The following is a 24,862-nucleotide window of genomic DNA, read 5'->3' on the forward strand; positions in this document are numbered from 1 at the left end:
TACGAAGCACACAAAAATACCCCCGAATTGCTCGGGGGTATTCCCGGATTAGCCTTTAATCGCGCCGTCGATCATACCGGCGATCAGCTGCTTCTGGAAGATCAGCACGATGATCAACAGCGGCACCACGCTGATGACGGAGCCCGCCATGATCAGGTGGTACGGCGTATTGTTGCTGTCCTCCAGCGCCTTCAGGGCTACGGATAAAGTCAGGTTTTCCTGGGATCTCAAAATAACGGACGGCCACAGGAAATTGTTCCACTGTTTCACAAACAAAATAATTCCGAGTCCGGCGAAGCCGGAGCGCAAATTCGGCAGGATGATCCGCCGGAAAGTTTTGAATTCACTGCAGCCGTCGATGCGCGCCGCCTCCATCATCTCGTCGGGCAGGGACATGCAGTATTGGCGCATGAAGAAGATCCCGAAAGCGTTGGCCAGATCCGGCAGGATGACGCCCCAAATGTTATCGATGAGGTGCAGGTTTTTATAGATTGAGAACAAAGGAACCATTGTGGCTTCATGCGGGATCATCAGCGACGCCAGCACGAGGACGAACAGGAATTGTTTGCCTTTGAACTTGTATTTTGCAAACGCAAACCCGGCCAAGCTGCAAAAGATCAGGGATATCAGCGTAGAAGTCGTGGACAGCAGGAAGCTGTTCCATGTAATGATGCCGAATTTGCGTTCCACGAACAATTCCCTGAAATTTTCCCAGTGGAGCACCGAAGGAACCCAGATTGGCGGATTTACAAAGATCTCGCTGATATCCTTTAACGAGGAACTGAACAGCCAGAACAACGGGAACAAAGTAAACAGAGAGACGATTGCCATCAAGGCGAAAGCCAGCGACGAGGACCAGATGTTTTTGCCGCCGCCATGGCCGGCAGCTTGTAATTTAACCGTTTTTTCCATAGTATCCTCCCGCCTACTCTTTCTCGTCGAAGATACGCATCTGCACCAGCGATATCACCATCATAAGCACGAAGAAGCAGACAGCGATGGAAGACGCGTAACCGAAATTGAAGTTTTGGAAGCTTTCTCTGTATAACATCAGCACCGGTGTCAGGGTCGAGTTCAGCGGCCCGCCTTGGGTCAGGATATACGGCTCCGTAAAGAGCGAGAAGGTCCCGATGGTGGAGAGTACCGTACAGAACAGCAGCATCTTTTTGACCAGCGGAATGGTGATATAAAAGAAGCTTTTGATTTTTGTGGCGCCGTCCACGTAAGCGGCTTCATACAAATCCTTGGAAATGTTCTGCAGGCCGGTCAAGAGCAGCAGCATATTGTACCCGAGCCAGCGGTACAGCACCATCATCGCGACGGACAGCCGGGCCCACCATGGCGATTCAAGCCATGGTATCGGATTGTCGATCAATCCGATATTTCGCAGCACGCTATTGATTAGACCGTCCTGGGTGTTCAGCAGCAGGATAAATACAAAGGACACGGCCACGACGGAAACAAAATTCGGAACAAACAGCGCCATCCGGAAAAATCCCTTGCCCACCATCCAGTTGGAATTTAATATGGACGCCAGGATCAGACCCACGAACAGCATCAACGGGACATACATCAGAAAGATCAAGGCGCTATTCCACAGGGACAGCCAGAAGTCATTGTCGCTAAACAGCTGCATATAATTATCAAACCCGATAAACACCTTCTCCCCGGACCCGTTCCAATCCGTCAAACTGATATAAATCGAATAGAGGATGGGATAGAGCGAGAAGATGAAAAACAAGATGAAATAGGGTGATATGTAGATGTAGGGAGCAACCAGCATCTGTTTGTTCCATTTGGGTGCCTTCATATCATTCCCTCCAATCCTATCGAAATGAAATTAGTTTCTCTTTGTTTTGCTGCGCAGCTCGTCCGCCATGTCTTTCAATGCTTTGTCCGAGCTGACTTTGTTCAGGAAGACCTCGGCCCAAACATCGGTCATCAATTTATTGGCCATCGGGAAATCGGACGTGTACGCGAGCGGGTAAGTGTTGGCCAGCGATTGCGCGTATACTTTGCGGATCGGCTCGTTGTTGAAATATTCGGACGGTTCTTCCAGCGAAGCGTTATCATCGACCAGCATGGCCGGGAACAATCCGGCGCCCGTCATCATTTTGATTTGCGATTCTTCACTTCCGAGCATAAATTCAATGAACTGCCATGCTTCTTCCGGATGCTTGGAATTCTTGTTGATCGCCAGGTTGGCCCCGCCCTGGTTAGCGCCGCTGTACTTGTCGTCTTTGGACCATTTCGGCATCATCGTGACGGACCATTTGCCTTTATCCGCTGGGGAGTACTGATTTTCAATAATCGCATCATGCCAGGAACCGCCGACAACGGTAGCGATTTGGCCGTCGCGGATGGCGTTGCCCCACGGGTCGGTGTTGGCGCGGGCATCGTAGACGAGCCCTTCATTTTGCATCTTGATCAGGTAATCGGCGATTTCCTTGATTTCGGGCGTATCCACGGCGACATTGCCGTCTCCGTCGAAGTACCACAAACCACGCTGCCACATCATCGATTCGAACATGCGGTTGCTGGAGTTCGTTTTGGAGTCCCCGTACATCATGGCTCCCGTTTTTTCTTTAACTAGCTTAGCCGCTTCATAGTAGTCATCCCAGGTTTGAATCTTCTGGGCCACTTCTTCGGGATCGGTCGGCAATCCCGCCTGGGCGAACAGATCGTTTCGGTAGAACATGACGACCGGGCCGCTGTCCCAAGGCATGGCGTAAACTTTGTCGTCCTTGGTGGCGTCTTCCCATTTATAGGCGCTCATCTTGTCCTTGTACGGCGCCACGCGGTCGGTAATATCCAGCAGGGCGTCGATTTGTACGATTTGCGACAGGTTGGTCGATTCTACGGTGATAATGTCCGGCACCGCGTCTCCGGTACTGGACGAAATCAAATACTTGGAGTACAGATCCGTCGATTTCATCGTCTGGAACTCGATTTCAATATTCGGATATTTGGCCTTAAAGGCGTCCATATTCAAATCCAGCCCGTCCTTGGCGGTCTCCCAGATCCAGACCACCAATTTCACCTTTTCGTCGCCGCTTTCGCCCGGGCTTTGCGATTCCGCCGGCTTATCGCCGGAAGAGCAGGCCGCGGTGAGCAAAGAAACCAGCAGACATGTAATCAGCACGTACAATACCCGTTTTTTTCTCACGAATAATACCCCCTATGATGTTGGAATGTTGGCTACGAATCCATAATAAATCTCCTGAAAAGGCTTTCAAACCGACAGATGTTCGATTTCGGTGCGATCTTTTCCGGTCGACATAAAAAACGCCCGGACAAGCCGGGCAGCAGTGTCTATTTGTTTGAACCCGCCGTCATTTTGTTTGACAGACGGTATTGTCCCGGCGTCACCTCCGCTTGTTTCTTGAACCATTTGGAGAAATACTTTACATCCTGAATGCCGACTTTCTCGGCGACCTCCTCCGTTCGGATCGACGTTGCGCTGAGCAGCTCCATTGCCCGCTTCAATTTGCGTTCCGCGATAAAGGAGATGATGCTGCAGCCGGTGGCCTCCTTGAAGATGGTGCTGAAATAACTGCGGCTGACGCCGATCATAGCCGCGACATCGGCCGCGCGGATATCCTGATCAAGATGCTCGTCGATGAAATCGATGGCTTGGAGAATATCTTCTTTATGCGCCGTGCTGAGCAGATTGATATTTCGTTCCAAACGATAAATGCGATACAAGCGGCTTAAGGCATCGAGCCATCCGTCGGGATTCGCGGCGGCGATCGGTTTGCTTTGGCGCCACTCCAGCGCCCGAAAGGAGATCTTCAGCTCCACCAGTCCGGATAACCCCAAGTCCAGCGTATCCGGACCGCAAACCAGAAAAGCGGAATCATCGTCAAGCGCGAGCAATTTGAGCCGGTCCGGATGAGCCTGCGACAGATCCTTGAGCGGATGAAGCAACGGCTCCAACGGACCGCTCGCGCCGGGGGAACGGTAAATGTGAAGCAGGCTGGAATTGGACAGCATCCATTTCCATTCCGTCCGCAGCTTCCCGAGCAGATGATCCCTTGCCGTATAACTCCGGCCCTGCAGCCAGTCAATCAGAGACTCCCCTGCCCGGTCCGTCTTCTTCTCCGCCGGTTGGGCAGCCGCCCGTTGTTTTGACGTCCTCTCCTCGTATCTTTCATAAATCCGGTGCAGCGACTCATTGATATAATCGTCGTCCATGTCCGTCTTGACGATATAATCGTGCACGCCTATTTTAATGCCGAACTGGGCATAGTTAAAATCCCTGTGACAGCTCAGGAACAGAATTTTCGTGCCGGGGGCTTCTTGTCTTATTTTTTGCGCAAGCTCGATGCCGCTCATCTCGGGCATGACGATATCCGTGATCACCAGATGGGGCCGGTACCGCAAAAATTTCTGCCAGCCGATGCTGCCGTTCGGCGCGTCATCGACGACGACCATGCCATGCTCTTCCCAATCGATCGTCAGCCGCAGTCCTTTTCTAACCAGCTGTTCGTCATCTACAATCAGTACTTTGATGGGGCTTGGATTTCCGTTGTCGTTGGCCATGTCAATGTCACCTTCGTTCCTTGATTTCTGATGGATTCTATAGATAACCCGTAAGCCTCCCCGTAATGAAGCTTGAACCGTTCATCGACATTCCGGAGGCCCAATCCGCCGCGTTTGCCCGGCACCTTTTGTCCGGAAGCGATGTATTTCATATGCTCGGCCGTCACTCCGGCTCCATCGTCTTCCAATGTCATGCACAGTATATTTTTATCCTCAAAAATCCGCATCCGGATATTTCCCTGACCGTCCTGAAAACCGTGGAAAAATATATTTTCCAGCAAAGGCTGAAACACCATGCGCGGAACGAGACATTCCTCAAGCTCCGGCTGGACCTCTAACCGGAAGGTAAACGCATCCTCGTAACGGAAACGCTGAATTTCGATAAAATGTCTGGCGATTTCCAGCTCTTTCCTTAACGGGACCAACGTTTGTTTGAAATTGAAGCTCCCGTCCAGAACGACGATGAGATGCTGAAGCATCTTCTGTATTTCCGGCTGCCGGGCCAGCTTGGCTTTCCATTGGATGGAGTTCAGTGTATTGAATAAAAGATGCGGATTGATCTGGTAGTGCAGTATTTTCAGCTCGGCTTCGCTCTTCAGCTTTTCGGTGCGGCTGATTTCATGCACCAGCTCGACAAGCTGCTCCGTCATCTTGTTGAACGATTCACTTAAAAAGCCAAGCTCGTCCGATGATTTCACCGGCGTGCGGATCAGCAGGTCGCCTTCCCCGAAACGCCGCATGGAATGGGCCAGTTTCTTGATCGGCATCGTGAAGCGGATCGAATAGAAGCTGGCCATCATGACGCCGAACAGCATCGCCAGCCCGGAAAACAACGCCGAATACCGCAGAATGACCGAAGAAGATTCGTAGAAAGTGGCATAAGGAACGCGAGCCTCCACCACCCAATCCTCCGCATCGAGCGTTCTTGACCAGACGATGTCGTCCTCCCGGCTTTCATAGTCCGAAGACGTTTGCAGCAGGACCTTTCCGGCAGCGTCCATAATTTGCAGATGGGATTTGGTGTCCTTTTCGAACGATTTGATCAAGCTTAGAACTGTATCCGCTTTCATATCGATCAGCAGTTTACTGCCGTCCGGCAGCCCGAAGGGCCTGTTCAGCGGCACAATCTTGCTGATCATGTATTCGTTCGCGGGCGTGGAATAATAGTCCGGGATATGAATCAGGACATGCTCGTTGCCGTATTGCGAAATATCGGACCAAAATTCCGATTCCGCCAAACTTTGCTCATTGATGAGCTGGTTGCCGATCACCCTGCCCGAAGGTGTTATGACGGCTACGACAAAAATATTCGTGCTTTCCAGGGAGGTGATATAATTCTGAAAATCCCGCTCCTCCACATACTGCTCGTATGTTGACGGGACGTCGTCCCCCACGGTGATCGACGAAGCGATCAAATAAGAGAGAATATTGCCGGTAATCTGGTCGATCTGCTTGAGATTTCCGTCGACATGCAGCTTCAGCTGGTCCACGGCGTAAAGCACGTAACTGCCGAACTGCGAATTCACGACTTTGGATGATTGGTGATAAGAAAAATAGCCGAGCGCACCTACCGGCAGTGTGGCGACGATGAAGAAAGCGAGCATGAGCTTCGTCCGGACGCTGCCCGCCATCCTGAAGCGGAGCAGGATCCTCGTAAGTATTCTTTTCATGATTTACCTCTTGCGACTTGACTTAAGTGAGTTGGCTAATGAATCTAGCTCAGTATATCAAAATACGTCTAAAATTTGAACAAATGGTGTCCCCATATCGCAAGATTCGGGAACACCATTATATGGTTCTGTCTAGTCTTCTTTAAATACAGGCATTACATTTATTTCGAAAGTGAACCGCTTCTCATCCAAACGATAGATTTCAAGCAGCTCGGGTCCGCAGGAATTGGAGCCTACCCCGCTCATCTTGTAATCCAGATGCACGATCGTCTCGTTCCGGCGCGACAGCTCGTAGGTGTGCTGCGCCAGTGTCAGGTCTTCCGGCGTATAATGAGCGGCGTTGAACGAGAACGCCCCGCTGCCGGTAAATTTCAGTCCCATTCCCTGCTCGTTCGTCACGATCACCCAATCGGTGTTATTATGGGAACCGTTCTCCTGCGGCATGATATACGGCGTAAAGAGCTCGTCCACCGTGGTCAAGTATTTGCTTTTGATGGTGCTTTGACTCTTGTCGATATAGCTCTCATGCGGACCGTTGCCGAAATACTCCACTTCCTCCGTCCCCGCCGGCATGGTGATCCTGAGACCGAACCGCGGCAGGAACGGTAAATCCTCGCGGACGGTAACCTCCGTTCTCAGCCTGATCTCCCCGCTTCCGGTTACCAACCACTCGGCCACGCCGTGAAGCAATGGCGGTTTGATATAACCTCCCAGGGAATATTTAACGCTAATTTGCACGGCGTCTTCTTTCCGCTCGGTCACTGCGGCCTCATACACATGCATAAGCGCCCGATCATAGCCCTCCTCCATCCACTGCCGCTTCACTTTGCGGTCATTGTCGGTCGGTGCCCGCCAAATATTGAACCCGAGCGGCTGTTCAAGCATTTCGACCCCGTGTTTGGTTATGGAGGTAAAAGTTCCTTTATGGAGGTCGAACACATGGCTGAAATCGAAGCCTTCAATCATGAGCCGATCGCCCTGTTCCTTGAGCAGGAGCGATGGGAGGGCCGGCTTCACGGATTCTGCGCGTTTACGGATTTCGACCGGAAGCCTGAATTGCTCGGCGTATACCTCATGTCCGGATTTCGCCCAATGTGTATCCTCCCGCAGCCGGAAGGATACGGTCAGATAGAAGGCATCTTCCGAAAATTCCGGCAAAGTGTATTCCAGCTTCACTACTTGCGAGGTATGCGGCGCAATGCCGCCCGGCAAGAGTTGCCCTTGGCGGAACAGCACTCCTTCTTTTTCGATTCTCCAATTCAACGCCAGATGCGAAAGATCGATAAAGTCATAGAGATTGGTGATCTTGATCGAGCCCGCGGCCAGATTCTCCGCTTCCGCCCGGATCGGAGCGATGACTTTCTTTAACTCCAGCAAACCCGGATGCGGAACCCGGTCGGGCGAGACGAGCCCGTCGATACAGAAATTGCCGTCATTGGGCTGGTCGCCGAAATCTCCGCCGTAAGCGTAATACGGCGTTCCCTCGGCGTTCCTCGTCAGGATGCCGTGGTCGCTCCATTCCCAGACGCATCCGCCCATCAGCTTCGGATATTTGTAAATGACATCCCAGTAGTCCTTCAAATCGCCCGGCCCGTTGCCCATCGCATGGCTATATTCGCACATAAACATCGGCTTGCTGCTGTTCTCATCCTTGGCATACGCCTCGATATAGGCCGGCGAGGAATACATCCTGCTTTCCATGTCGAGCACGGAAGTGTCCGGGCTTCCCAAATGCCGCGGATCGGAGCCCTCGTAGTGAACCGGACGCGAAGCGTCCCGGGACTTGGTCCATCGCGCCATCGCCATATGATTGACGTCGTAGCCCGATTCGTTCCCCATCGACCAGATGATGACGGAGGGATGATTCTTATCCCGCTCCACCATGCGTACAACACGTTCGACGAAGACATGCTCCCATTCCGGCAGCCGGGTCAGCATATTGAAGTTGCCGATCGCATGGAACACCCCATGGCATTCGAGATCCGCTTCGTCGATGACGTAAAATCCGAACTCGTTGCACAGCTCGAGGAAACGCGGATCATTCGGGTAATGGGACGTCCGGATCGTATTGATATTGTGCAGCTTCATCAGCTTCAAATCCCGGATCATATGATTGACCGGGACCGTTTGTCCCAGCTCGGGGTGGGAATCGTGCCGGTTGACTCCCTTCAGCTTGACCGCCGTTCCGTTAATCCGAAAGACGCCGTTGATGATTTCCACCTTTCTGAAACCGAGCGCAAAGTGCAGAACCTCGTCCGCCGCCGTAATATAAAGATGATACAAGTACGGGGTTTCGGCGCTCCACAGCTGCGGATGGTCAACCTTAAAGGTTACCTCCGCTTGGCCGGCGACGGCTACCGTTTCAGCCTGCACAAGTCGGCCGTCTCCGTCCTTAAGCTCGACTTTGGCTTCCACTCCGCCAAGGGTGCTAAGCTCGCAAGCAACGATTCCCGTCTTATAATCCGGTTCCAGGTCCACCCGGTTGAATACATCGACGACATGCTCCGGACTGCGGGCCAATAAGTATACATCCCGGAAAATCCCCGAAAATCTCCACAGATCCTGATCTTCGATATAGGAGCCGTCGCACCATTTCAGCACCATCACCGCAATCTTGTTGGCACCGGTATGTACATACGGGGAAATATCGAATTCCGCCGGCATGCGGCTGCCCTGGCTGTACCCGACCCAGACGCCGTTGATCCACAAATAAAAGCAGGAGTTGACGCCTTCGAACACGATATATTTGCTTTTCGCTTCCCAGGCGCCGGAGATGTTGAACTCCCTTACATACAATCCCGCGGGATTGTCGTTCGGGACATAAGGCGGATCGCAGGGAAACGGATAATTGACGTTCGTATAGTGAAGCTGGTCGTAGCCGTTAACTTGCCAGCAGGAAGGCACAAGCAGATCGTCCCAAGTGCTGACATCGGTATCCGTACGGTAGAACTCGTCATCGACCTGCCGGACGGATTCCAGGTATTTGAATTTCCAGTTCCCGTTCAGCGTCCGGTAATACGGCGAGCCGCCCCGTTTGGCTGTCCGCGCCGTTTCCGCATCTCTATAGGGGATATAATACGCTCTGGGCGCTTCCCGGTTTTTTTGCAGTACGCTCAGATCTTCCCAGTATTTTGGAATCTGAATCATCTTGGTTCTCCTCTCCGTCATAAGCGTTTGGATTTTTCTATTGTATCCGAACTGAAAAGGCTTTCACACCGACTTTTGTCCGATTGCGGCGTCATTTTGTTCGGGGTCGCCATGCGCTTCTTACCATTCCGCCACCGATCCGTCCCGGTGTCTCCAGACCGGGTTTCTCCAGCGGTGAGGCGCTTCCTGGGCCCGTTTGATCACATATTCCTCGTTCACGTTAATGCCCAGTCCGGGTCCCTGCGGAATTTTCACATAACCGTCGTCGTAGGCGAACACGCCGGGATCGACGATATAATCCAATAAGTCGTTGCCCTTGTTGTAATGAATGCCCAGGCTCTGCTCCTGAATGACCGCATTGTGCGCCGTCGCGTCGACCTGCAGGCAGGCGGCCAGAGCGATCGGACCGAGCGGACAATGCGGAGCGACGCCCACATCATAAGCCTCCGCCATCGCGGCTATCTTCTTGCATTCGGTGATGCCGCCGGCATGCGACAAATCCGGCTGAATAATATCGACGTACCCGTCCTGCAGAAGCGATTTGAAATCCCAGCGCGAGAACATCCGCTCCCCGGTGGCGATCGGAGTGCTGGTATGATTCGCGATATCGCGCAGCGCCTCGTTGTTTTCCGGCAGCACCGGCTCCTCAATGAACATCAGGCGGTAGGGCTCCAGCGCTTTGGCGAGCACCTTGGCCATCGGCTTATGGACGCGGCCGTGGAAATCGACCCCGATCCCGAGATCGGGACCCGCGGCCGCCCGGATCGCGGCCACGCGCTCCACGACCTCGTCGACTTTCCGATAGCTGTCGATGTACTGCATCTCTTCGCAGGCGTTCATCTTGATCGCCGTAAACCCGGCTTGCTGCTTTTCAAGCGCGGCCTGGGCCACATCGCTCGGGCGATCGCCGCCGATCCAGGAGTACACGCGGATGGAATCCCGGCAAGCCCCGCCCAGCAGTTGATATACCGGCGCATTGAAGGCCTTGCCTTTAATATCCCATAACGCCTGGTCGATCCCGGCGATCGCGCTCATCAGGATGGAACCCCCGCGATAGAAGCCGCCGCGGTACATCGTTTGCCAGTGATCCTCGATTCGCAGCGGATCTTTGCCGATCAAGTAATCCATCAATTCGCCCACCGCGGCCTGCACCGTATGGGCCCGGCCTTCAATGACGGGCTCCCCCCAGCCGACGATGCCTTCGTCGGTTTCGATTTTCAAAAACAGCCAGCGCGGCGGTACGATATATGTGGTGTAGTTTGTTATTTTCACGTAGTCTCTCTCCTATTCCCTTGCTTGATGGATCGCTTCGATGAATTGCTCCGCACGTTTGGTAATCTCGTCGTACCTTTGCTCTTCGATCGCCTTTTTGTCCAGCAGCGAGCTGCCCAATCCGACCGCGACGGCTCCCGCTTGAATGAACTGGGCCACGTTTTCCAAAGTAACGCCGCCAGTCGGCATCACCGGAATATGGCCGAGCGGTGCCGACAGCTCCTTGATATAATGAACTCCTAATGAGGAACCGGGGAAAATTTTAAGCAGGTCCGCCCCGTACTTGTACCCCTGCACGATCTCGGTCGGTGTCATCACCCCGGGAATGGAAATGCGATCATGCCGGATCGTGACCTTGATCGTTTCTTCATCGAGAATCGGCGAAAATATAAAATCTGCTCCGGCGGCAATCGCCTTCTCCGCGGTTTCCGCATCCAGCACCGTGCCTGCACCGACCAGAACCTTGTCGCCGTACCTCCCCTTTAACGAGGCGATAAGGTCGAATACCTTCTCGGTGTCCGCCGTGATTTCCAGCGCCTTCACGCCGCCCGTTACAAGAGCGTCCGCAATGCGGACCGCCTGATCATAGGGAGGTCTGCGCACAACGACGACCGCGCCGGAATCCTTCAATAGCTGCAGCTTGTCCTGTTTATTCATTCCCGTCACCCCTTATCGTTGAACGTTTTGGTACGTGGACTGCCCCGACAACACCGCCGTCAGCTCCTCCTCGTTTGGAAGGCCCTCGGTATCCCCATGAACCCCGACGACGATGGCTCCGACGGCATTTGCCCTCGCCGCGGCTTGCGCCAGGCTTTCCCCGCGAAGCAGCCCGCTGATGAACCCGGCGGCGAATCCGTCGCCAGCTCCCACGGGATCGATCTCTTGAACGGGCAGCGCGGGCACATGTCCCCGCTCCGTCAAAGAGCGGTAATACGCGCCGTCCTTCCCCAGCTTGACGACCACGGCCTTTGCCCCGAGCTTAAGGAAGAATTCAGCGATCTGATTCGCTCCGGTCACGCCCGTAAGAAATTCCCCCTCATCGAGGCCGGGCAGGATATAATCGGCGCGGGAAGCCAGTTCCAGCAGTTTGCCCTTTGCCTCGGCCCGGTCCCAGAGTTTCCAGCGGATATTGGGATCGAACACGATGCCGACATCATTCCGTTTCGCCGACTCCATCGCGCGCAGAACGAGTTCAAAACAGCCTTCGCTTAAGGCCGGGGTAATGCCGGTCACATGTAAAATTTTGGCCTGAGTGAGATAAGCTTCGTCCAGATCGGCGGGCGTCATTTTACTGGCCGCGGAACGGTCGCGGTAATAGTAAACCTTCGTTCCCCCGCCCGGACGGCGCTCTTTGAAGAATACGGCCGTCGGGGCGGCATCCGTAAAGGTGCAGCGGGAAGTATCCACCCCCTGCCCTCGAACGCACTGCAATATGTAGCGCCCGAAGGCATCTTGCCCCAGCTTGCTGAACCAGCCCACGGAGTGGCCAAGTCTGGCCAGCCCGATCGCCACATTCGATTCGGCTCCCGCCATCTGTTTGTTGAACCTGTGCACATACTCCAGCGGCAAATCCTGATCCCCGCTAAACAGGACCATGGATTCCCCAAAGGTAACAACCTCCATCCCAGTTCCTCCTTGGATTACAAGAGTGAATGCTTCGCTTTCCGATCGCAAATATAGATCATATCTTTATTTGATTTAAAAAGTAAATACGATCTTTTTTTGCGAACAAAGACGAATTAAACACATTTTAATGGACATAATAAAATATACATACTATGTTTATGTTGCTATCATAATATCTTTAATATATGGTGTCAATACACTGATTCCATAGCGGCATAGGTAACGACTATGCTAAAATAAAGGGAAAGCATAAAGAGAAGACATGATTAGGGGACGCTGAACGATGAAAAAAAATACATTTGCCACAACCATAGATCATCTCAAAAAGAAGATTGTGGATGGAGAGTGGGAGCCCGGCTCCCGGATACCTACCCTGCAGCAAATTTCCAAGGATATGGAAGTCAGCGTAACGACGGTGCGGGAAGCTTTGCGGGCATTGGAAAGCCAGGGCATTGTAAGTATAGAGCATGGCCGGGGCATGTATGTCAGAAATGATCCGTTGCTGCTGGAAGATCCCGCGGCGAATCTGAAGGAGCTTGGCGATATTTCGCTGGTGAAATTGCTGGAGGCACGGCTGTTGATCGAGCCCGAACTGGCCGCTTTGTCCGCGAGACGGGCTAGCCATGCCCAAGTCAAGGAGCTCCGGGAGCTGGCCGATACTATGGTTTTGCAGATGGAGGACGGCGGCCCTTTTTTGGAAACGGATCTGGCTTTTCACCGGCTGATCGCCGAATCGGCGGAGCATCCCGTGTTGCAAAGAATGCTGGAATCGATCTACCCTTTGCTTGCCGAGGGGCGCAAGCAGACGAATACGCTGCCGCATATGCGAACCAAAGCCTCCAGTTATCATATTCTGATCGCCATCGCCATCGAAGAACGGCATGAGGAACAAGCCCGTCAGCTTATGCATTTTCACATTCAGGACATGCTTGAAGCGCTGAAAAAATAATATAAATGGACCTAAACGCGTAAATCCCCACTAGCCTTCGCTACCGGGGATTTACGTTGTGATTAAGCTATTCAATTGTATCCATTCCTCCAGCAACAACCCATATCCATGACATAGCAATTGTTCTTCATTTTAATATTCATTTCAATTTGTCCGTTCCCTATACTCCTTATGGAGCAGTGATCCATGTCCTGCATACAGGGTTCAATTCCCGCGTACACGATATTCACGAGCAACGTTTTCACGGACGTTCCTCCTGGCGTGATCGTTTATTGGTATCTGTACGTTCCTAAAAATTCCTCCGAATTAGGGGGAAATGGGGGATTATTCACTGAAAGTCTGCACAAACAGCCCGTCTCCTTCCAGCCATTCCGCGATGAAAACATCCCGCGAGTCGTTCACATGGTGCATTTCAAGTTGTTTCTGCAGCCATTCTTCGCTTTTTCCAAGATCGCGCAATTCATCCTTTAACAATTCGCCATCCCGAATAATGGTAACGGGGACATGGACTTCTTTTTGGGGAAATTGAAAATCTTCTTGAGTTGTTTTTTGATAGTTCGATTTTTTCATGATACTGATGGAACCGTTGGCTTCCAGGTAACAATACGCTACCTCACGGATCGAAAATGTCTCCGATTGCCGTAAAAGGCTTTGAAGCTGATTCAGATTCATGCGGTTCTTTTTCAACTGCTCTCTATTGATGACCCCGTTATGTATCAATACCGCCGGCTTCCCCTCGAACACCAACCGCAGTCTCAGGAATTTCTGGCCCAATATTTCAACAAACAACAACATTGCAGCCCATAACACCATGGAAAATAGGATGCTTTTAACGCCGATCCCGTCATTATAAAGCGCGTTGCCTAACAATTCGCCAAGAACGATCGCGGCTATAAAGGTAAACGGCGTGATTTGATTGATGATTTTTCGGCCCAAAATTTTTACGATAATAAACAGAAGAATAAACCCTGTCACAAGTTCAACGGTAAGGTTGAGATAATCCATTTCATCCTCCGGTTTCAGCGATATGGCGATTTATTTATCAACATCATTAACGGCTTTGCCCGATTTTAACCTTGACAAAACAAAGAACCCGGTTCACCGTGGGCGGTGCGCCGGGCTCTCTAGCCTTTTGGATTAGTATCCGAGCAGGCTCTTCGTTTCGTTAAAGATTTCGTTGGCCATTTGCGTATAGCGGGTGCTGCCGTTGGCTTCCGCCGTTTTCACATAGGTATCCCAATTGTCCAGGCTTTCCTGGCCGGTGATGAATTTCAGGGTCATCGTCTTCACATAGTCCATCAACGGCGTCGAGATCAGGTTCATCTCTTCGCTTTGGTCAGGCGTGCCCATGATCGGCGGATCGATCTTGCGCGGCTCGCGGGTGGCGAAGATCCGGTCGTTGAAATCCTTCTCGCCTTCCGTCATCTTCGACAATTTCAGTTCTTGCGAACCGCCATAAGCGAATACCCCGCCGCCGAAGCCGTAATCCTCGTTCAATTTTTTCGGCGCCCCTTCATTGAGACCGTTGAAGGTAATGTCCGGATTCAGCACAATATTGCCGTCAGCATCTTTGGTGTAGGTCTCTCCCTCAACCCCCCACAAGCTAAGGGTTTGACCTTCCGGCGAATACCACAGCCAGTCAACGAAACGCAGCATCTTGATAAATCCTTCTTCGCCGAGATCGTCAAGCGCGTTCTTACTGATCATAATACCGTTTTCAAGCCGTGAGGTTTCGACCTGCAGCATCCCTTTCGGACCGCCGGGTTGGACGATCATATACAGTTCCGCCTCGGGAACTTGCATTTTGGTTTTGATATCCATCATCATTTGGTAGTTGCTTATAATAACGTAACTGTCGCCTTTATAGAATTTAGCCAGGGCGGTTTCGTCTTCTTGCGTGAAGGACTCCGGATCCATCAGGCCTTCTTTTACCAATTTGTTGAAATAAGTAAGCATCGCTTTGTAATCATCGGTTGTGTCGGCGAAGTAAAACTCTTTTTTGTCAAAGTCGAACTTCAAACCGTTGGCCAGCCCCCAACCGGAGGTAACTCCGTACTGAGCCGCCGCAATGTTCAGCGTGGCATCGGCGAAATAGCGGTCGGAGAACACATAATCCTTGCCGGTGTATTCCTTCACCTTCTTCAATGCTTGATAGAAATCCTCATACGTCCAGTTGCCCTCCTCCGCTTCGACGTCGACTCCTGCGGCTTCGAACACGTCTTTGCGGATTACGAACGAATATCCGCCGCCGGCCACTTCCCACAATCCGGGCAGGACATAATATTTGCCGTCCGCTTGCAGCTTGGCTTTCAGATCCTCTTCAAGTCCCCAGTTTTTGAGAGCTTTCTGATAGTTGGGCATGTACTGAACCCAATCGCTGATGGCAACGATTTGTCCGCCGGCGACAAATGGAGATTCAATGTAAGTTTTAGGAATAATATAAGGTGCGTCGCCGCTGTTTACAAGCAGCGCTTTTTGGTTCTCGTACTCGGTTCTGGCGGTGATGGACAGGTCAAAGCTGACATTGCTTTTTTCCTGTATCGCGCTCCAAATTCTCCAGTCTTCTTTGTAAGGATAGGATTCATTATCGCTGAACATCATGGAATAGGTAACCGGCTCATTGGAGTGGAAGGTTTGATTCTCCCCAAACGTGTAGTCCAAAGCGGCTTCCGTTCCGTTTGTTCCTCCCGTGGAATTGGTATTGCCCGCAGGCTTGTTGGCTTCTTTGTCATTGCCTCCACTGCATGCCGCCAAGCTTACCGACATGATTAATGCCAGCATGACCCCGATTGTCTTTTTAAATCTTTTCATACAGAACCTCCTCAGAAAATTTTGTAAAGCAAACATTTGGCTAGGAAGCTATAGGAATTTATATATAACGGAAAATGCCGCAATTCGCTTGGAAGCGATTGCAATATTCCCGAATATATCGCGGTCAGCCTTTAACCGAACCGATCATCATCCCCTGGACGAAATATTTCTGCACGAATGGATAGACGCAAATTATCGGCAAGGAGGTGAGCACCATGGCGGCGGACTTGACGGTCGCCGCAATCTGGGTATTTGTATCGGTAGTCGCACCGACCTCAGTAGGACTGATGGCGTTTTCAATAATTTGCCGCAAATATAAGGCAACCGGCCATTTATCCTTGGATTGCAAATAAAGCGAAGGCCCGAACCAGTTATTCCAGATGCCTACGATGACAAACAAGACCATCGTGGCGATAATCGGCTTGGACAAGGGAATCGTAATTCTCCAGAATATGCCGTAGACATCAAGCCCGTCTACCTTGGCCGCTTCCTCAAGCTCATTCGGCAGGCTGGCAAAGAACGTCTTCATCAATATGACATTGAAGGCGCTGATGGCGCCGGGAATAATAATCGCCCAAATCGTATCCCGCATGCCCATCGTTTTGGCGACCAGAATATAGTTCGGGATCAAGCCGCCGCCGAAATACATCGTAAACAGCACGAACGGGATAAAAAATTTATTCATCCGCAGCTTATCCTTCGAAAGCGGATAGGCCAGAATCGCCGTCGCGGCTACCGAAATCACCGTGCCTACCACGGAATACAGAATCGTATTCCCGTAATAGTGGAAGAAGTCAGGCTTGCTCAGCAGCGTCTCGTAGGTTTGCGTAGTGAATTCCACCGGATAAAAGGAAACCTTCCCTGCATATATGGCGCCTTCCGAGCTGAAGGATTGGGCGACCAAATATACGAACGGGTATAGGGTGAAAAATACGACCAGCGTCATGATCAACGCGTTAAAGATCTGAAACACACGATAGGATAAGGATGCTTTCACGTTTTCTGCTCCTTTCTACCAAAGACTTGACTCTGTAGTCTTCTTGGAAATAAAATTCGCGGTCGTGACCAAGATCAAGCCGATGATCCCTTCGAACAAGCCGACAGCGGTCGCATAGCTGAAGTTGCCGCCGACACCGCCGAACTGTCCGCCGCCTATCCCCATGCGGTAGACGTAAGTCGAAATAACGTCCGCGGTTTCAAAAGTCAAAGGATTATAGAGCAGCAAGATTTTCTCGAAGTTCGATCCCATAATCCCGCCGATATCCAGAATCAGCAGCGCCATAATCGTCGGCAGAATTCCCGGGATCGTGACATGCCAGGCGAGCCGGAACCGGTTGGCTCCGTCAATCCTGGCCGCTTCGTACAATTCCGTATTGATTCCGGTCATTGCCGCCAAATAAAGGATGGTGCCCCAGCCGAGCCCCTGCCAGATGCCGGATGTGACATAAATGGTCGGGAACCATTCCGGAAGCGAGATGAACTGGATTTTCTCGAATCCTATTTTGGCGATCAGCGTGTTGATCGGACCGCTCAAGGAAACCATTTCCTTGATCATCCCCGCCACGATAACCATAGAAATAAAGTGCGGCAAATAAGAGACGGTCTGAACGAACTTCTTGAGTCTGACTCTGACGATTTCATTGAGCAGCAAGGCAAAGCCGAGCGTCAAAGGGAAGCGGAAGACCAAATAAATGATGCTTAAAAACAATGTGTTGTAAAAAGCTCGCCAAAAGACAGGGTCCTTCATGAACATCTTGAAATAAGAAAGTCCGACCCATTCCGTCCCGAATAAATTCGGACCGCCCCTGTATTTCCGGAAAGCGATGATATTTCCCAGCATCGGCGCGTATTTGAAGATCAGAAAGTAAATTACGGGAATAATGAGAAACGAGTACAGCTTCCACTCCTTTCTGACGTGCTTCCAAAGCGGGCCTGCGTCTACTGCTGCCTTGTTACGGGCTGCCATGTCATCACCACATTTCTTCTAGAATTGTTCCCTGTTTGTACTTTTGCGGTTAAAACGCGTTTTCTCCAAAATCAAACCTCCAAATCCAGCTCCGAAACCAGCATAATTTCCTCCGTGTTCTTCCCGGTAAGCTTGCGGCTTCTGCCGTCCGGTCCGGATACCCCTACAAAGAGAGAGTACTTTCCTTTCTGCAGCTTTCTTGTTCCTGCTTCGTCGAATACGCCGAAGGCCGATGCCGGCAGATGCAGCTTCAGTTCCACGGATTCCTGCGGCTTCAGATGAACTTTGCGGAAAGCTTGCAACTGCGGATTAAGCGGGCCTCCGTGTTCCGATTTGACATAAACCTGAAGCACTTCGCCACCGGCCATATTGCCTTCGTTTCTCAGTGTCGCGGATACGGAAATTCCTTCCTCTGTTACTCGATCGCTATCCACTTTCACATTCGAAACGCTGAAATCCGTATAGGAGAGTCCGTACCCGAATGGATATAACGCTTCTCCCTCCATAAAACGGTACGTCCGGTTTTTCATCGAATAATCTTTGAAATCGGGCAGTTCCTCCGTCGTATTGTAAAATGTGACCGGCAACTTCCCTTCGGGAGAGAACTCCCCGAAGATCGCCTCGGCGATCACACGACCGCCTTGCGCGCCGGGATACCAGCCCTGAATGATCGCCGGCACATGCTCATCGGCCAGGCGAAGGTCCAAAGCGCTGCCCGACAGAACGACTAGAACGACCGGTTTTCCCGATTCATAAGCCGCTTTCAGCACTTCTTCCTGCAGTCCGGGAAGCTTCAAATCCTTCTTGTCGCCGCTCGCAAACTGGTTCCCGGTATCCCCTTCTTCGCCTTCGAGCCCGGCATCCAGGCCCAGGCAGACAACGACGACATCGCTCTCCCGGCAAACCGCTTTGACTTCGGACATCCGGTCGTTTCCGGCGCTCAAACCGCTGATCTTATCCTTATATAAATGACAGCCCTCGGAATAAAAGACCCGCACATCCTCCCCGACATAGTCCTGAATGCCCTCCAGTACGGTAATATATCGAGAGGCGGTTCCTTCGTAATTGCCGACCAGCGCGCGCCGGTTATCCGCGTTCGGCCCGATCACGCCGATCGTTTTGATTTTTGATTTTTCCAAAGGCAGCAGGTTGTCTTCGTTTTTAAGCAGAACCAGGCATTCGCGAGCGGTCTTGCGGTTCAGCTCCTGCATCCGTGCCGAATCCACCTCGGAATAACGGATCGAAGAATACGGAACTTTCTCCTGCTCGTCAAAGAGACCGAGCTTCATCCGGGTGGTGAATAACCGGATCACCGCCTGGTCGATCTGTTCTTCGGTGACGAGGCCTTGTTCCACCGCTTCCAGCAGGAAAACGAACAGGCTGCCGCAATTCAAATCGCAGCCTTGGTTGACGGCCAAAGCGACCGATTCGACCGCGTTCGCCGTAACCTTATGATGCTCGTGGAAGTCCCGGATCGCCCAGCAGTCCGACACCACATGCCCGTCAAACTGCCAATCCCCGCGCAAAATCTGCTTCAACAAAAGCTCGCTGCCGCAGCAAGGCTCGCCGTTGGTCCGGTTGTAGGCTCCCATAACCGCTTCGACCTGGGCTTCTTCGACGCAGGCGCGGAATGCCGGCAGATATGTTTCATATAAATCACGGGTGGAAACCACCGCATTGAATTCATGCCGTAAATCCTCGGGCCCGGAATGAACCGCAAAATGCTTCGCACAAGCCGCGACCTTCAAATAGTTCTCGTCAGCCCCCTGCAAGCCTTGGATAAAGCGGACGGCAAGTCGCGAAGTCAGATGAGGGTCTTCACCATAGGTCTCGTGGCCCCTGCCCCAGCGGGGGTCGCGGAAAATATTCACGTTCGGCGCCCAGAACGTTAAGCCCTTATAAATATCCGTATCGTCGAAATCCTGCTGCATATTGAATTTCGCTCTCGCTTCCGTCGCGATGGCTTCCGCAACCTCTGCCAGCAGTTCTTCGTCGAATGTTGCCGCCAGGCCGATAGCCTGCGGGAACACCGTCGCCACCCCGGCTCTTGCCACGCCGTGCAGCGATTCGTTCCACCAATTGTATGCCTTCACATTCAAGCGCTCGATCGCCGGTGCGGCATGCAGCATTTGATGCACTTTTTCCGAAAGCGTCATCTGGCTGACCAGCCGCTTCGCCCGTTCCTTGTACTCGCTGATTTTTTGCTTGTTTTTCGTTAGCTCCGCCATAGATTTTTGCACCATCTTTTCTCGAAGTATTCATATAATAAATAGCAAAATTCAAGATCACATGTTATGATCTCATTGTTGCAAGTCTGGAACCCGTTCGACAGGAACTTGCAATCTTTGTATGCGGTTACATCATTTAAATTATATCGATTATAACTTTCATGTTCTTCGTGAATTTAGCTTTCGACTTATCAAATATTGCTAAATTTAAGCTGAAGAAAGGAATGAATTAAGTTGATCGAAATTTTGGATGGCGCCAAAGAAACCGTGTCGTTCCGCGAGCATTTCGGAATTCGTCTTTACTTGAACAAGGAAACCGAAGATTATCCGGTCCATTGGCACACCGCGGCCGAAATCATCATGCCGCTCGAAAATATTTATACCGCTGTCGTTGACGATACAAAATATGTGCTCGACCCCGGCGATATTCTTGTCATTCCTTCGGGCGAGCTCCATCAGCTCTTCGCCCCCGAGTCGGGAGAGCGGATCATCATGCAATTCGATTGCTCCCTTCTGTATCATCTGAATGGCCTGGACTCCACGTTTCATTTGCTTCGCCCCTGCTTGCACATCACCGCGGAGCAAAACCGCGAGCTTCACGATCTGCTTGAACCTTTGCTGCTGGATTTAATGAAAGAATATTTCAGCAAGTCCATACTTAGAGAAGCCTCCGCCTACTCGATGCTGATCCAGTTTTTTGTCATCCTCGGGCGGAACTTCATGAATGAAGAACGCCGCTTCCTCCACAGCAAAAACCAGAAACAGCACAAATATATCGATAAGCTGATGGAAGTCTGCAATTACATGAACGAGCACTGCACCGAGGATATTCAGGTTGAAGAGCTGGCCGAGCTGGCGGGCTTCAGCAAATTTCACTTCATGCGCCTGTTCAAGCAATACATGGGCATGTCCTATTACAGCTACCTCAACCAGCATCGGATCATGCACGCCGAGAAGCTGTTGATCGACCCGAATTTATCGGTCATGGAAGTCGCCATGAGCTCCGGCTTCGGGAGTCTTCCCACCTTTAACCGCGTGTTCAAGAGCTATAAGAAATGTACTCCGTCCGAGTACAAATGCCTTCACGGCAATCATACGAATCGTTAATATAGTCATTTCATGGGATAAAGGAGATTTCTGCATGAGTCGAAAAAAATTGTTCAATAACGGCTGGTTATTTACTAAGCAGCCGCTGGGATCGAACCTTGAAGCCGTTCAGGGCAGAGATACGGCTTGGAACCCTGTGACCCTGCCGCACGACTGGCTGATTTATGACGCCAATCATTTGTATGAGGACGGAGAAGGCTGGTACCGCAAATCTTTTACTGTGGAAAATCACGCGCCGTATACCCGCATCTCGCTACGGTTTGAAGGCGTTTACATGAATTCTACCCTCTATGTCAACGGCCATGAGGCGGGAACCTGGAAATACGGTTATTCCACTTTTGAAATCGATATCACCCCTTACCTATCGGACGGCGATAACGAAATCTATGTGCGGGTCGTCCACGAGGCTCCCAATTCCCGCTGGTATACCGGCGCGGGGATTTATCGGAATGTATGGCTGAAGACGCATCCCGCTACTCACCTGGTTCCGGACGGAATTTATATTTCCGCCAGGAAAACCGAAGACGCTTGGAATGTAGAGGTTGACACCGAGATGCGGTTTGGCGGGCAAAGTGAAGACTTGACCGGCTACAGGCTCCGGCACAGCATTCTCGACGCCTCCGGGGCGAAGGTCGCCGAAACGGAGTCCGAAATCGCGCCGGAGCCCGGTCAAACGGCGGTGTCCCCCGCCGTTGTGTCCGTGGCCGACCCCGTGCTTTGGGACATCGCGGCCCCCTACTGCTATACCCTCAAAACCGAATTGATTGCGGGCGAAACGGTAACCGAGGAAGAAGTGCAAACCTTCGGGTTCCGGACGATGGAATTCGATAGCGAGCAAGGATTCTTCCTGAACGGCCGCCATGTGAAGCTTCAGGGCGTCTGTCAGCATCACGATATGGGCTGCCTCGGCGCGGCCGTCAATAAGGCCGCCCTGCGTAGACAGATCGCGCTCTTGCAGGAAATGGGCGTCAACGCCATTCGTACCGCCCACAATATGCCCGCCGTGGAATTCATGGAATTGGCGGATGAAATGGGCGTGCTGGTCGTATCGGAAGCCTTCGATATGTGGGAACGGAAGAAGACGACGTACGATTACGCGAGATTTTTTCCGGAATGGTGGGAAAAGGACGTGGCCAGTTGGGTGCGCCGCGACAGAAATCGTCCCAGTATGTTGATGTGGAGCATTGGCAATGAAATCTACGATACCCATGCCGACGAGCGCGGCCAGGAAATCACGGTAATGCTCCGGGATGCGGTACGGCTGCATGATCCGAAAGGTAACGCGGCCGTTACGATCGGCTCCAATTATATGCCGTGGGATAATGCCCAAAAATGCGCCGATCTCGTAAAATTCGCCGGCTACAACTACGGGGACAAGTACTATGAACTCCACCACCAAGAGCATCCCGACTGGTTCATATACGGAAGCGAAACCTGCTCCACCGTGCAAAGCCGGGGCATTTATCATTTCCCGCTGTCCCAGTCCGTACTGTCGGACGATGACGAGCAGTGCTCCTCGCTCGGAAACAGCTCGACCAGCTGGGGCGCGAAAAGTACGGAAAGCTGCATCATCGCCGACCGGGACGCCCCCTTCTCGCTCGGGCAGTTTCTGTGGACCGGGTTCGATTATATCGGCGAACCGACGCCTTATCATACGAAAAATTCCTACTTCGGCCAGCTCGATACAGCGGGCTTCAAGAAGGATTCCTTCTATATTTATCAGGCGGAATGGACCGATTACAAGGTCAAGCCGATGGTTCATATTTTCCCGTATTGGGATTTTTCCGAAGGGCAGCTCATCGATGTGCGGGTATGCTCCAACGCCCCGAGGATCGAATTGTTCTTTAACGATGTGTCGCAAGGCACTTTCGATATCGATCATGCCCATGGCGAGAAGCTGGTAGGAGATTGGCGGCTGGCTTACGCTAAAGGCGTTCTGCGGGCCGTGGCCTACGATGAAGACGGCCGGAAGGTTGCCGAGGATGTAAAACGTTCCTTCGGCGATGCGTCCGAACTTGTGATGGTTCCGGACAAGCAAACTATCGCGGCGGACGGCTCGGACCTCGTATTTGTGGAAATCTCCGCGATCGATGATGAAGGCAATCCCGTCGAGAACGCCAATAACCGGATCCAGCTTACTGTCGAAGGCCCCGGCCGTCTGGTCGGCCTCGATAACGGAGACAGCACCGATTACGAACAGTATAAAGGAACGAGCCGCAAGCTGTTCAGCGGCAAGCTGCTGGCCGTCATCGCCTCTTGCCTGGAAAGCGGAACGATTACGTTGCGAGCCGATTCAAAGGGGATGAAGCCGTGCGAGATCGAACTGACGGCCGTTTCCCCCGCGCCCGCCGTCAACGCCTCTGGCGAACACCAACCGCCGCTCTATGCCTATGCGCCATCGGCTCCTTCGTCCGATAGCCTGGAGCTGCAAGAGCGGCAACGAGACGAAATTCCGATCCGCAAGCTGGAGCTTATCTGCCCGCAAGGCAACCGGCTTGCCAAAGACAGCCGCTCGCTTCCGGTCCGGGTCAAAATTCACCCGGAGAACGCCACCTATCAGGATGTTGCATGGCGGATCACCAATGCGGCCGGGATCGATGCCAATATCGCCACCCTTGAGGCGAACGGTCATGAAGCCGTGATCACGGCTTTGGGCGACGGCAAAGTTTATGTCCGCTGCGCGGCAACGAACGGTTCCGGCAAAATCTCGCTCTATTCCCTGATGGAATTTCATATCGCCGGGATGGGGCAAGCCTATCTCAATCCATACGAGTTCGTCTCCGCGGGCTACCATAACGCCGAATTGAGCCGCAATTTAACGAACGGCAATGAACGGGGCGTGGCCACGGGCCGGGAAGGAGAAAGCCGGATCTGCTTCGACAAAATCGATTTCGGCAGCTATGGATCGGACGAGATCACCCTGCCGATCTTTTCACTGGACGACGAGGAATTCCCGATCGAAATTTGGGAAGGCGTCCCGGGTAAAGAGAACGCGCAATTGCTGACGCGGGTGACCTATCAGAAACCGTCGATTTGGAATGTGTATCAGGAAGTCGCCTATCGCTTGCCTAAACGCCTGCGGGGAATTACGACCCTCTGCTTCGTTTTGTACCGGAAAATCCACTTAAAAGGCTTCCGGTTCACAAAGGCGATGAAGGCATACGAGCGGCTCGGCGCTTTGGACAGCAACCGGATTTATGGAGATTCCTATACGCTGTCGGATGATGCGGTAAAAAATATCGGCAACAATGTCTCGCTCGTGTTCGAGGATATGGATTTCGGCGAAACCGGCAGTACGAAGCTCGTGATCTGCGGACATTCCCCGATCGACAAGAACACCATTCACATTTTGTTTGCCGGCCCCCAAGGGGAATCCAAACAAATCGTCGAATTTGCCCATTCCGACGGTTATTGCGAACGGGAATTTTCCCTGGAACGTGTTGCCGGCCCGCAAACGGTCACTTTCGTGTTTCTGCCCGGCAGCGAGTTTGATTTTAAATGGTTTGAGTTTCACCGCGCATAACTAGTAATAAAGCTCCCGCAG

The 24,862-nt window shown here is 52.1% G+C and carries 17 protein-coding genes; 3 read left to right on the forward strand and 14 right to left on the reverse strand.

What is annotated here, in order from left to right; translation table 11 throughout:
* Positions 1 to 48: 48 nt before the first annotated feature.
* From V3851_RS15935 to V3851_RS15975, 9 genes are all read right to left on the reverse strand, one after another.
* A complete protein-coding gene (locus V3851_RS15935; protein ID WP_331847545.1) occupies positions 49 to 912 on the reverse strand; it encodes a carbohydrate ABC transporter permease in 864 nt (287 codons plus the stop codon).
* 13 nt (positions 913 to 925) lie between these two features.
* A complete protein-coding gene (locus V3851_RS15940) occupies positions 926 to 1,810 on the reverse strand; it encodes a carbohydrate ABC transporter permease (protein ID WP_331847546.1) in 885 nt (294 codons plus the stop codon).
* 30 nt (positions 1,811 to 1,840) lie between these two features.
* The gene (locus V3851_RS15945) at positions 1,841 to 3,166 is read right to left on the reverse strand and encodes an ABC transporter substrate-binding protein (protein WP_331847547.1); all 1,326 of its coding nucleotides are present in this window, start codon (positions 3,164 to 3,166) and stop codon (positions 1,841 to 1,843) included.
* Positions 3,167 to 3,312: 146 nt separating this feature from the next.
* A complete protein-coding gene (locus V3851_RS15950; RefSeq protein WP_331847548.1) occupies positions 3,313 to 4,542 on the reverse strand; it encodes a response regulator transcription factor in 1,230 nt (409 codons plus the stop codon).
* On the reverse strand, positions 4,500 to 6,212 hold the full coding sequence (locus V3851_RS15955; protein WP_331847549.1) for a sensor histidine kinase: 1,713 nt from the start codon (positions 6,210 to 6,212) through the stop codon (positions 4,500 to 4,502). The genes V3851_RS15950 and V3851_RS15955 overlap by 43 nt, the downstream gene beginning before the upstream one ends.
* 132 nt (positions 6,213 to 6,344) lie before the next feature.
* Complete coding sequence (locus tag V3851_RS15960) at positions 6,345 to 9,359, reverse strand: glycoside hydrolase family 2 TIM barrel-domain containing protein (RefSeq protein ID WP_331847550.1); 3,015 nt, start codon at positions 9,357 to 9,359, stop codon at positions 6,345 to 6,347.
* A 120-nt stretch (positions 9,360 to 9,479) separates the two neighbouring features.
* Positions 9,480 to 10,631: a galactonate dehydratase gene (gene dgoD, locus V3851_RS15965; RefSeq protein ID WP_331847551.1), complete on the reverse strand. Its 1,152-nt coding sequence runs from the start codon at positions 10,629 to 10,631 to the stop codon at positions 9,480 to 9,482.
* A 12-nt stretch (positions 10,632 to 10,643) separates the two neighbouring features.
* Entirely contained in the window at positions 10,644 to 11,288 is a 645-nt protein-coding gene (locus V3851_RS15970; RefSeq protein ID WP_331847552.1) for a bifunctional 4-hydroxy-2-oxoglutarate aldolase/2-dehydro-3-deoxy-phosphogluconate aldolase, read from the reverse strand.
* Between the two features lie 12 nt (positions 11,289 to 11,300).
* Positions 11,301 to 12,254: a sugar kinase gene (locus tag V3851_RS15975; protein ID WP_331847553.1), complete on the reverse strand. Its 954-nt coding sequence runs from the start codon at positions 12,252 to 12,254 to the stop codon at positions 11,301 to 11,303.
* Between the two features lie 286 nt (positions 12,255 to 12,540).
* Here V3851_RS15975 and V3851_RS15980 point away from each other — a divergent pair, with 286 nt between their 5' ends.
* Positions 12,541 to 13,206 carry a FadR/GntR family transcriptional regulator gene (locus tag V3851_RS15980; RefSeq protein ID WP_331847554.1) on the forward strand — a complete coding sequence of 222 codons (666 nt, stop codon included), beginning with the start codon at positions 12,541 to 12,543 and terminating at the stop codon, positions 13,204 to 13,206.
* Positions 13,207 to 13,530: 324 nt separating this feature from the next.
* Here the strand turns inward: V3851_RS15980 and V3851_RS15985 are convergent, their stop codons facing one another.
* From V3851_RS15985 to V3851_RS16005, 5 genes are all read right to left on the reverse strand, one after another.
* Positions 13,531 to 14,211 carry a DUF421 domain-containing protein gene (locus V3851_RS15985; RefSeq protein WP_331847555.1) on the reverse strand — a complete coding sequence of 227 codons (681 nt, stop codon included), beginning with the start codon at positions 14,209 to 14,211 and terminating at the stop codon, positions 13,531 to 13,533.
* Between the two features lie 132 nt (positions 14,212 to 14,343).
* A complete protein-coding gene (locus V3851_RS15990; RefSeq protein WP_331847556.1) occupies positions 14,344 to 16,017 on the reverse strand; it encodes an ABC transporter substrate-binding protein in 1,674 nt (557 codons plus the stop codon).
* Between the two features lie 124 nt (positions 16,018 to 16,141).
* Positions 16,142 to 16,963 (reverse strand): carbohydrate ABC transporter permease, encoded by an 822-nt coding sequence (locus V3851_RS15995; RefSeq protein WP_414859328.1) that lies wholly within the window; start codon positions 16,961 to 16,963, stop codon positions 16,142 to 16,144.
* Between the two features lie 66 nt (positions 16,964 to 17,029).
* Positions 17,030 to 17,983, reverse strand: a complete 954-nt coding sequence (locus tag V3851_RS16000; protein WP_331847558.1) for an ABC transporter permease — start codon at positions 17,981 to 17,983, stop codon at positions 17,030 to 17,032.
* Between the two features lie 71 nt (positions 17,984 to 18,054).
* Positions 18,055 to 20,211, reverse strand: a complete 2,157-nt coding sequence (locus tag V3851_RS16005; protein ID WP_414859327.1) for a glycoside hydrolase family 3 C-terminal domain-containing protein — start codon at positions 20,209 to 20,211, stop codon at positions 18,055 to 18,057.
* A 234-nt stretch (positions 20,212 to 20,445) separates the two neighbouring features.
* Between V3851_RS16005 and V3851_RS16010 the strand changes: the two genes are divergently transcribed.
* Positions 20,446 to 21,318, forward strand: a complete 873-nt coding sequence (locus V3851_RS16010) for an AraC family transcriptional regulator (RefSeq protein ID WP_331847560.1) — start codon at positions 20,446 to 20,448, stop codon at positions 21,316 to 21,318.
* A 34-nt stretch (positions 21,319 to 21,352) separates the two neighbouring features.
* The gene (locus V3851_RS16015) at positions 21,353 to 24,841 is read left to right on the forward strand and encodes a glycoside hydrolase family 2 TIM barrel-domain containing protein (RefSeq protein WP_331847561.1); all 3,489 of its coding nucleotides are present in this window, start codon (positions 21,353 to 21,355) and stop codon (positions 24,839 to 24,841) included.
* Positions 24,842 to 24,862 lie beyond the last annotated feature (21 nt).

The sequence above is a fragment of the Paenibacillus haidiansis genome, assembly GCF_036553665.1.
GTDB lineage: Bacteria > Bacillota > Bacilli > Paenibacillales > Paenibacillaceae > Fontibacillus > Fontibacillus haidiansis.

What these genes read in the sequence shown, in the direction of transcription:
- V3851_RS15935 (WP_331847545.1), bottom strand. Translation starts at nt 912, where the DNA reads ATGGAAAAAACGGTTAAATTACAAGCTGCCGGCCATGGCGGCGGCAAA.
- V3851_RS15940 (WP_331847546.1), bottom strand. Translation starts at nt 1,810, where the DNA reads ATGAAGGCACCCAAATGGAACAAACAGATGCTGGTTGCTCCCTACATC.
- V3851_RS15950 (WP_331847548.1), bottom strand. Translation starts at nt 4,542, where the DNA reads ATGGCCAACGACAACGGAAATCCAAGCCCCATCAAAGTACTGATTGTA.
- V3851_RS15955 (WP_331847549.1), bottom strand. Translation starts at nt 6,212, where the DNA reads ATGAAAAGAATACTTACGAGGATCCTGCTCCGCTTCAGGATGGCGGGC.
- V3851_RS15960 (WP_331847550.1), bottom strand. Translation starts at nt 9,359, where the DNA reads ATGATTCAGATTCCAAAATACTGGGAAGATCTGAGCGTACTGCAAAAA.
- V3851_RS15970 (WP_331847552.1), bottom strand. Translation starts at nt 11,288, where the DNA reads ATGAATAAACAGGACAAGCTGCAGCTATTGAAGGATTCCGGCGCGGTC.
- V3851_RS15975 (WP_331847553.1), bottom strand. Translation starts at nt 12,254, where the DNA reads ATGGAGGTTGTTACCTTTGGGGAATCCATGGTCCTGTTTAGCGGGGAT.
- V3851_RS15980 (WP_331847554.1), top strand. Translation starts at nt 12,541, where the DNA reads ATGAAAAAAAATACATTTGCCACAACCATAGATCATCTCAAAAAGAAG.
- V3851_RS15985 (WP_331847555.1), bottom strand. Translation starts at nt 14,211, where the DNA reads ATGGATTATCTCAACCTTACCGTTGAACTTGTGACAGGGTTTATTCTT.
- V3851_RS15990 (WP_331847556.1), bottom strand. Translation starts at nt 16,017, where the DNA reads ATGAAAAGATTTAAAAAGACAATCGGGGTCATGCTGGCATTAATCATG.
- V3851_RS15995 (WP_414859328.1), bottom strand. Translation starts at nt 16,963, where the DNA reads ATGACGCTGGTCGTATTTTTCACCCTATACCCGTTCGTATATTTGGTC.
- V3851_RS16000 (WP_331847558.1), bottom strand. Translation starts at nt 17,983, where the DNA reads ATGGCAGCCCGTAACAAGGCAGCAGTAGACGCAGGCCCGCTTTGGAAG.
- V3851_RS16005 (WP_414859327.1), bottom strand. Translation starts at nt 20,211, where the DNA reads ATGGCGGAGCTAACGAAAAACAAGCAAAAAATCAGCGAGTACAAGGAA.
- V3851_RS16015 (WP_331847561.1), top strand. Translation starts at nt 21,353, where the DNA reads ATGAGTCGAAAAAAATTGTTCAATAACGGCTGGTTATTTACTAAGCAG.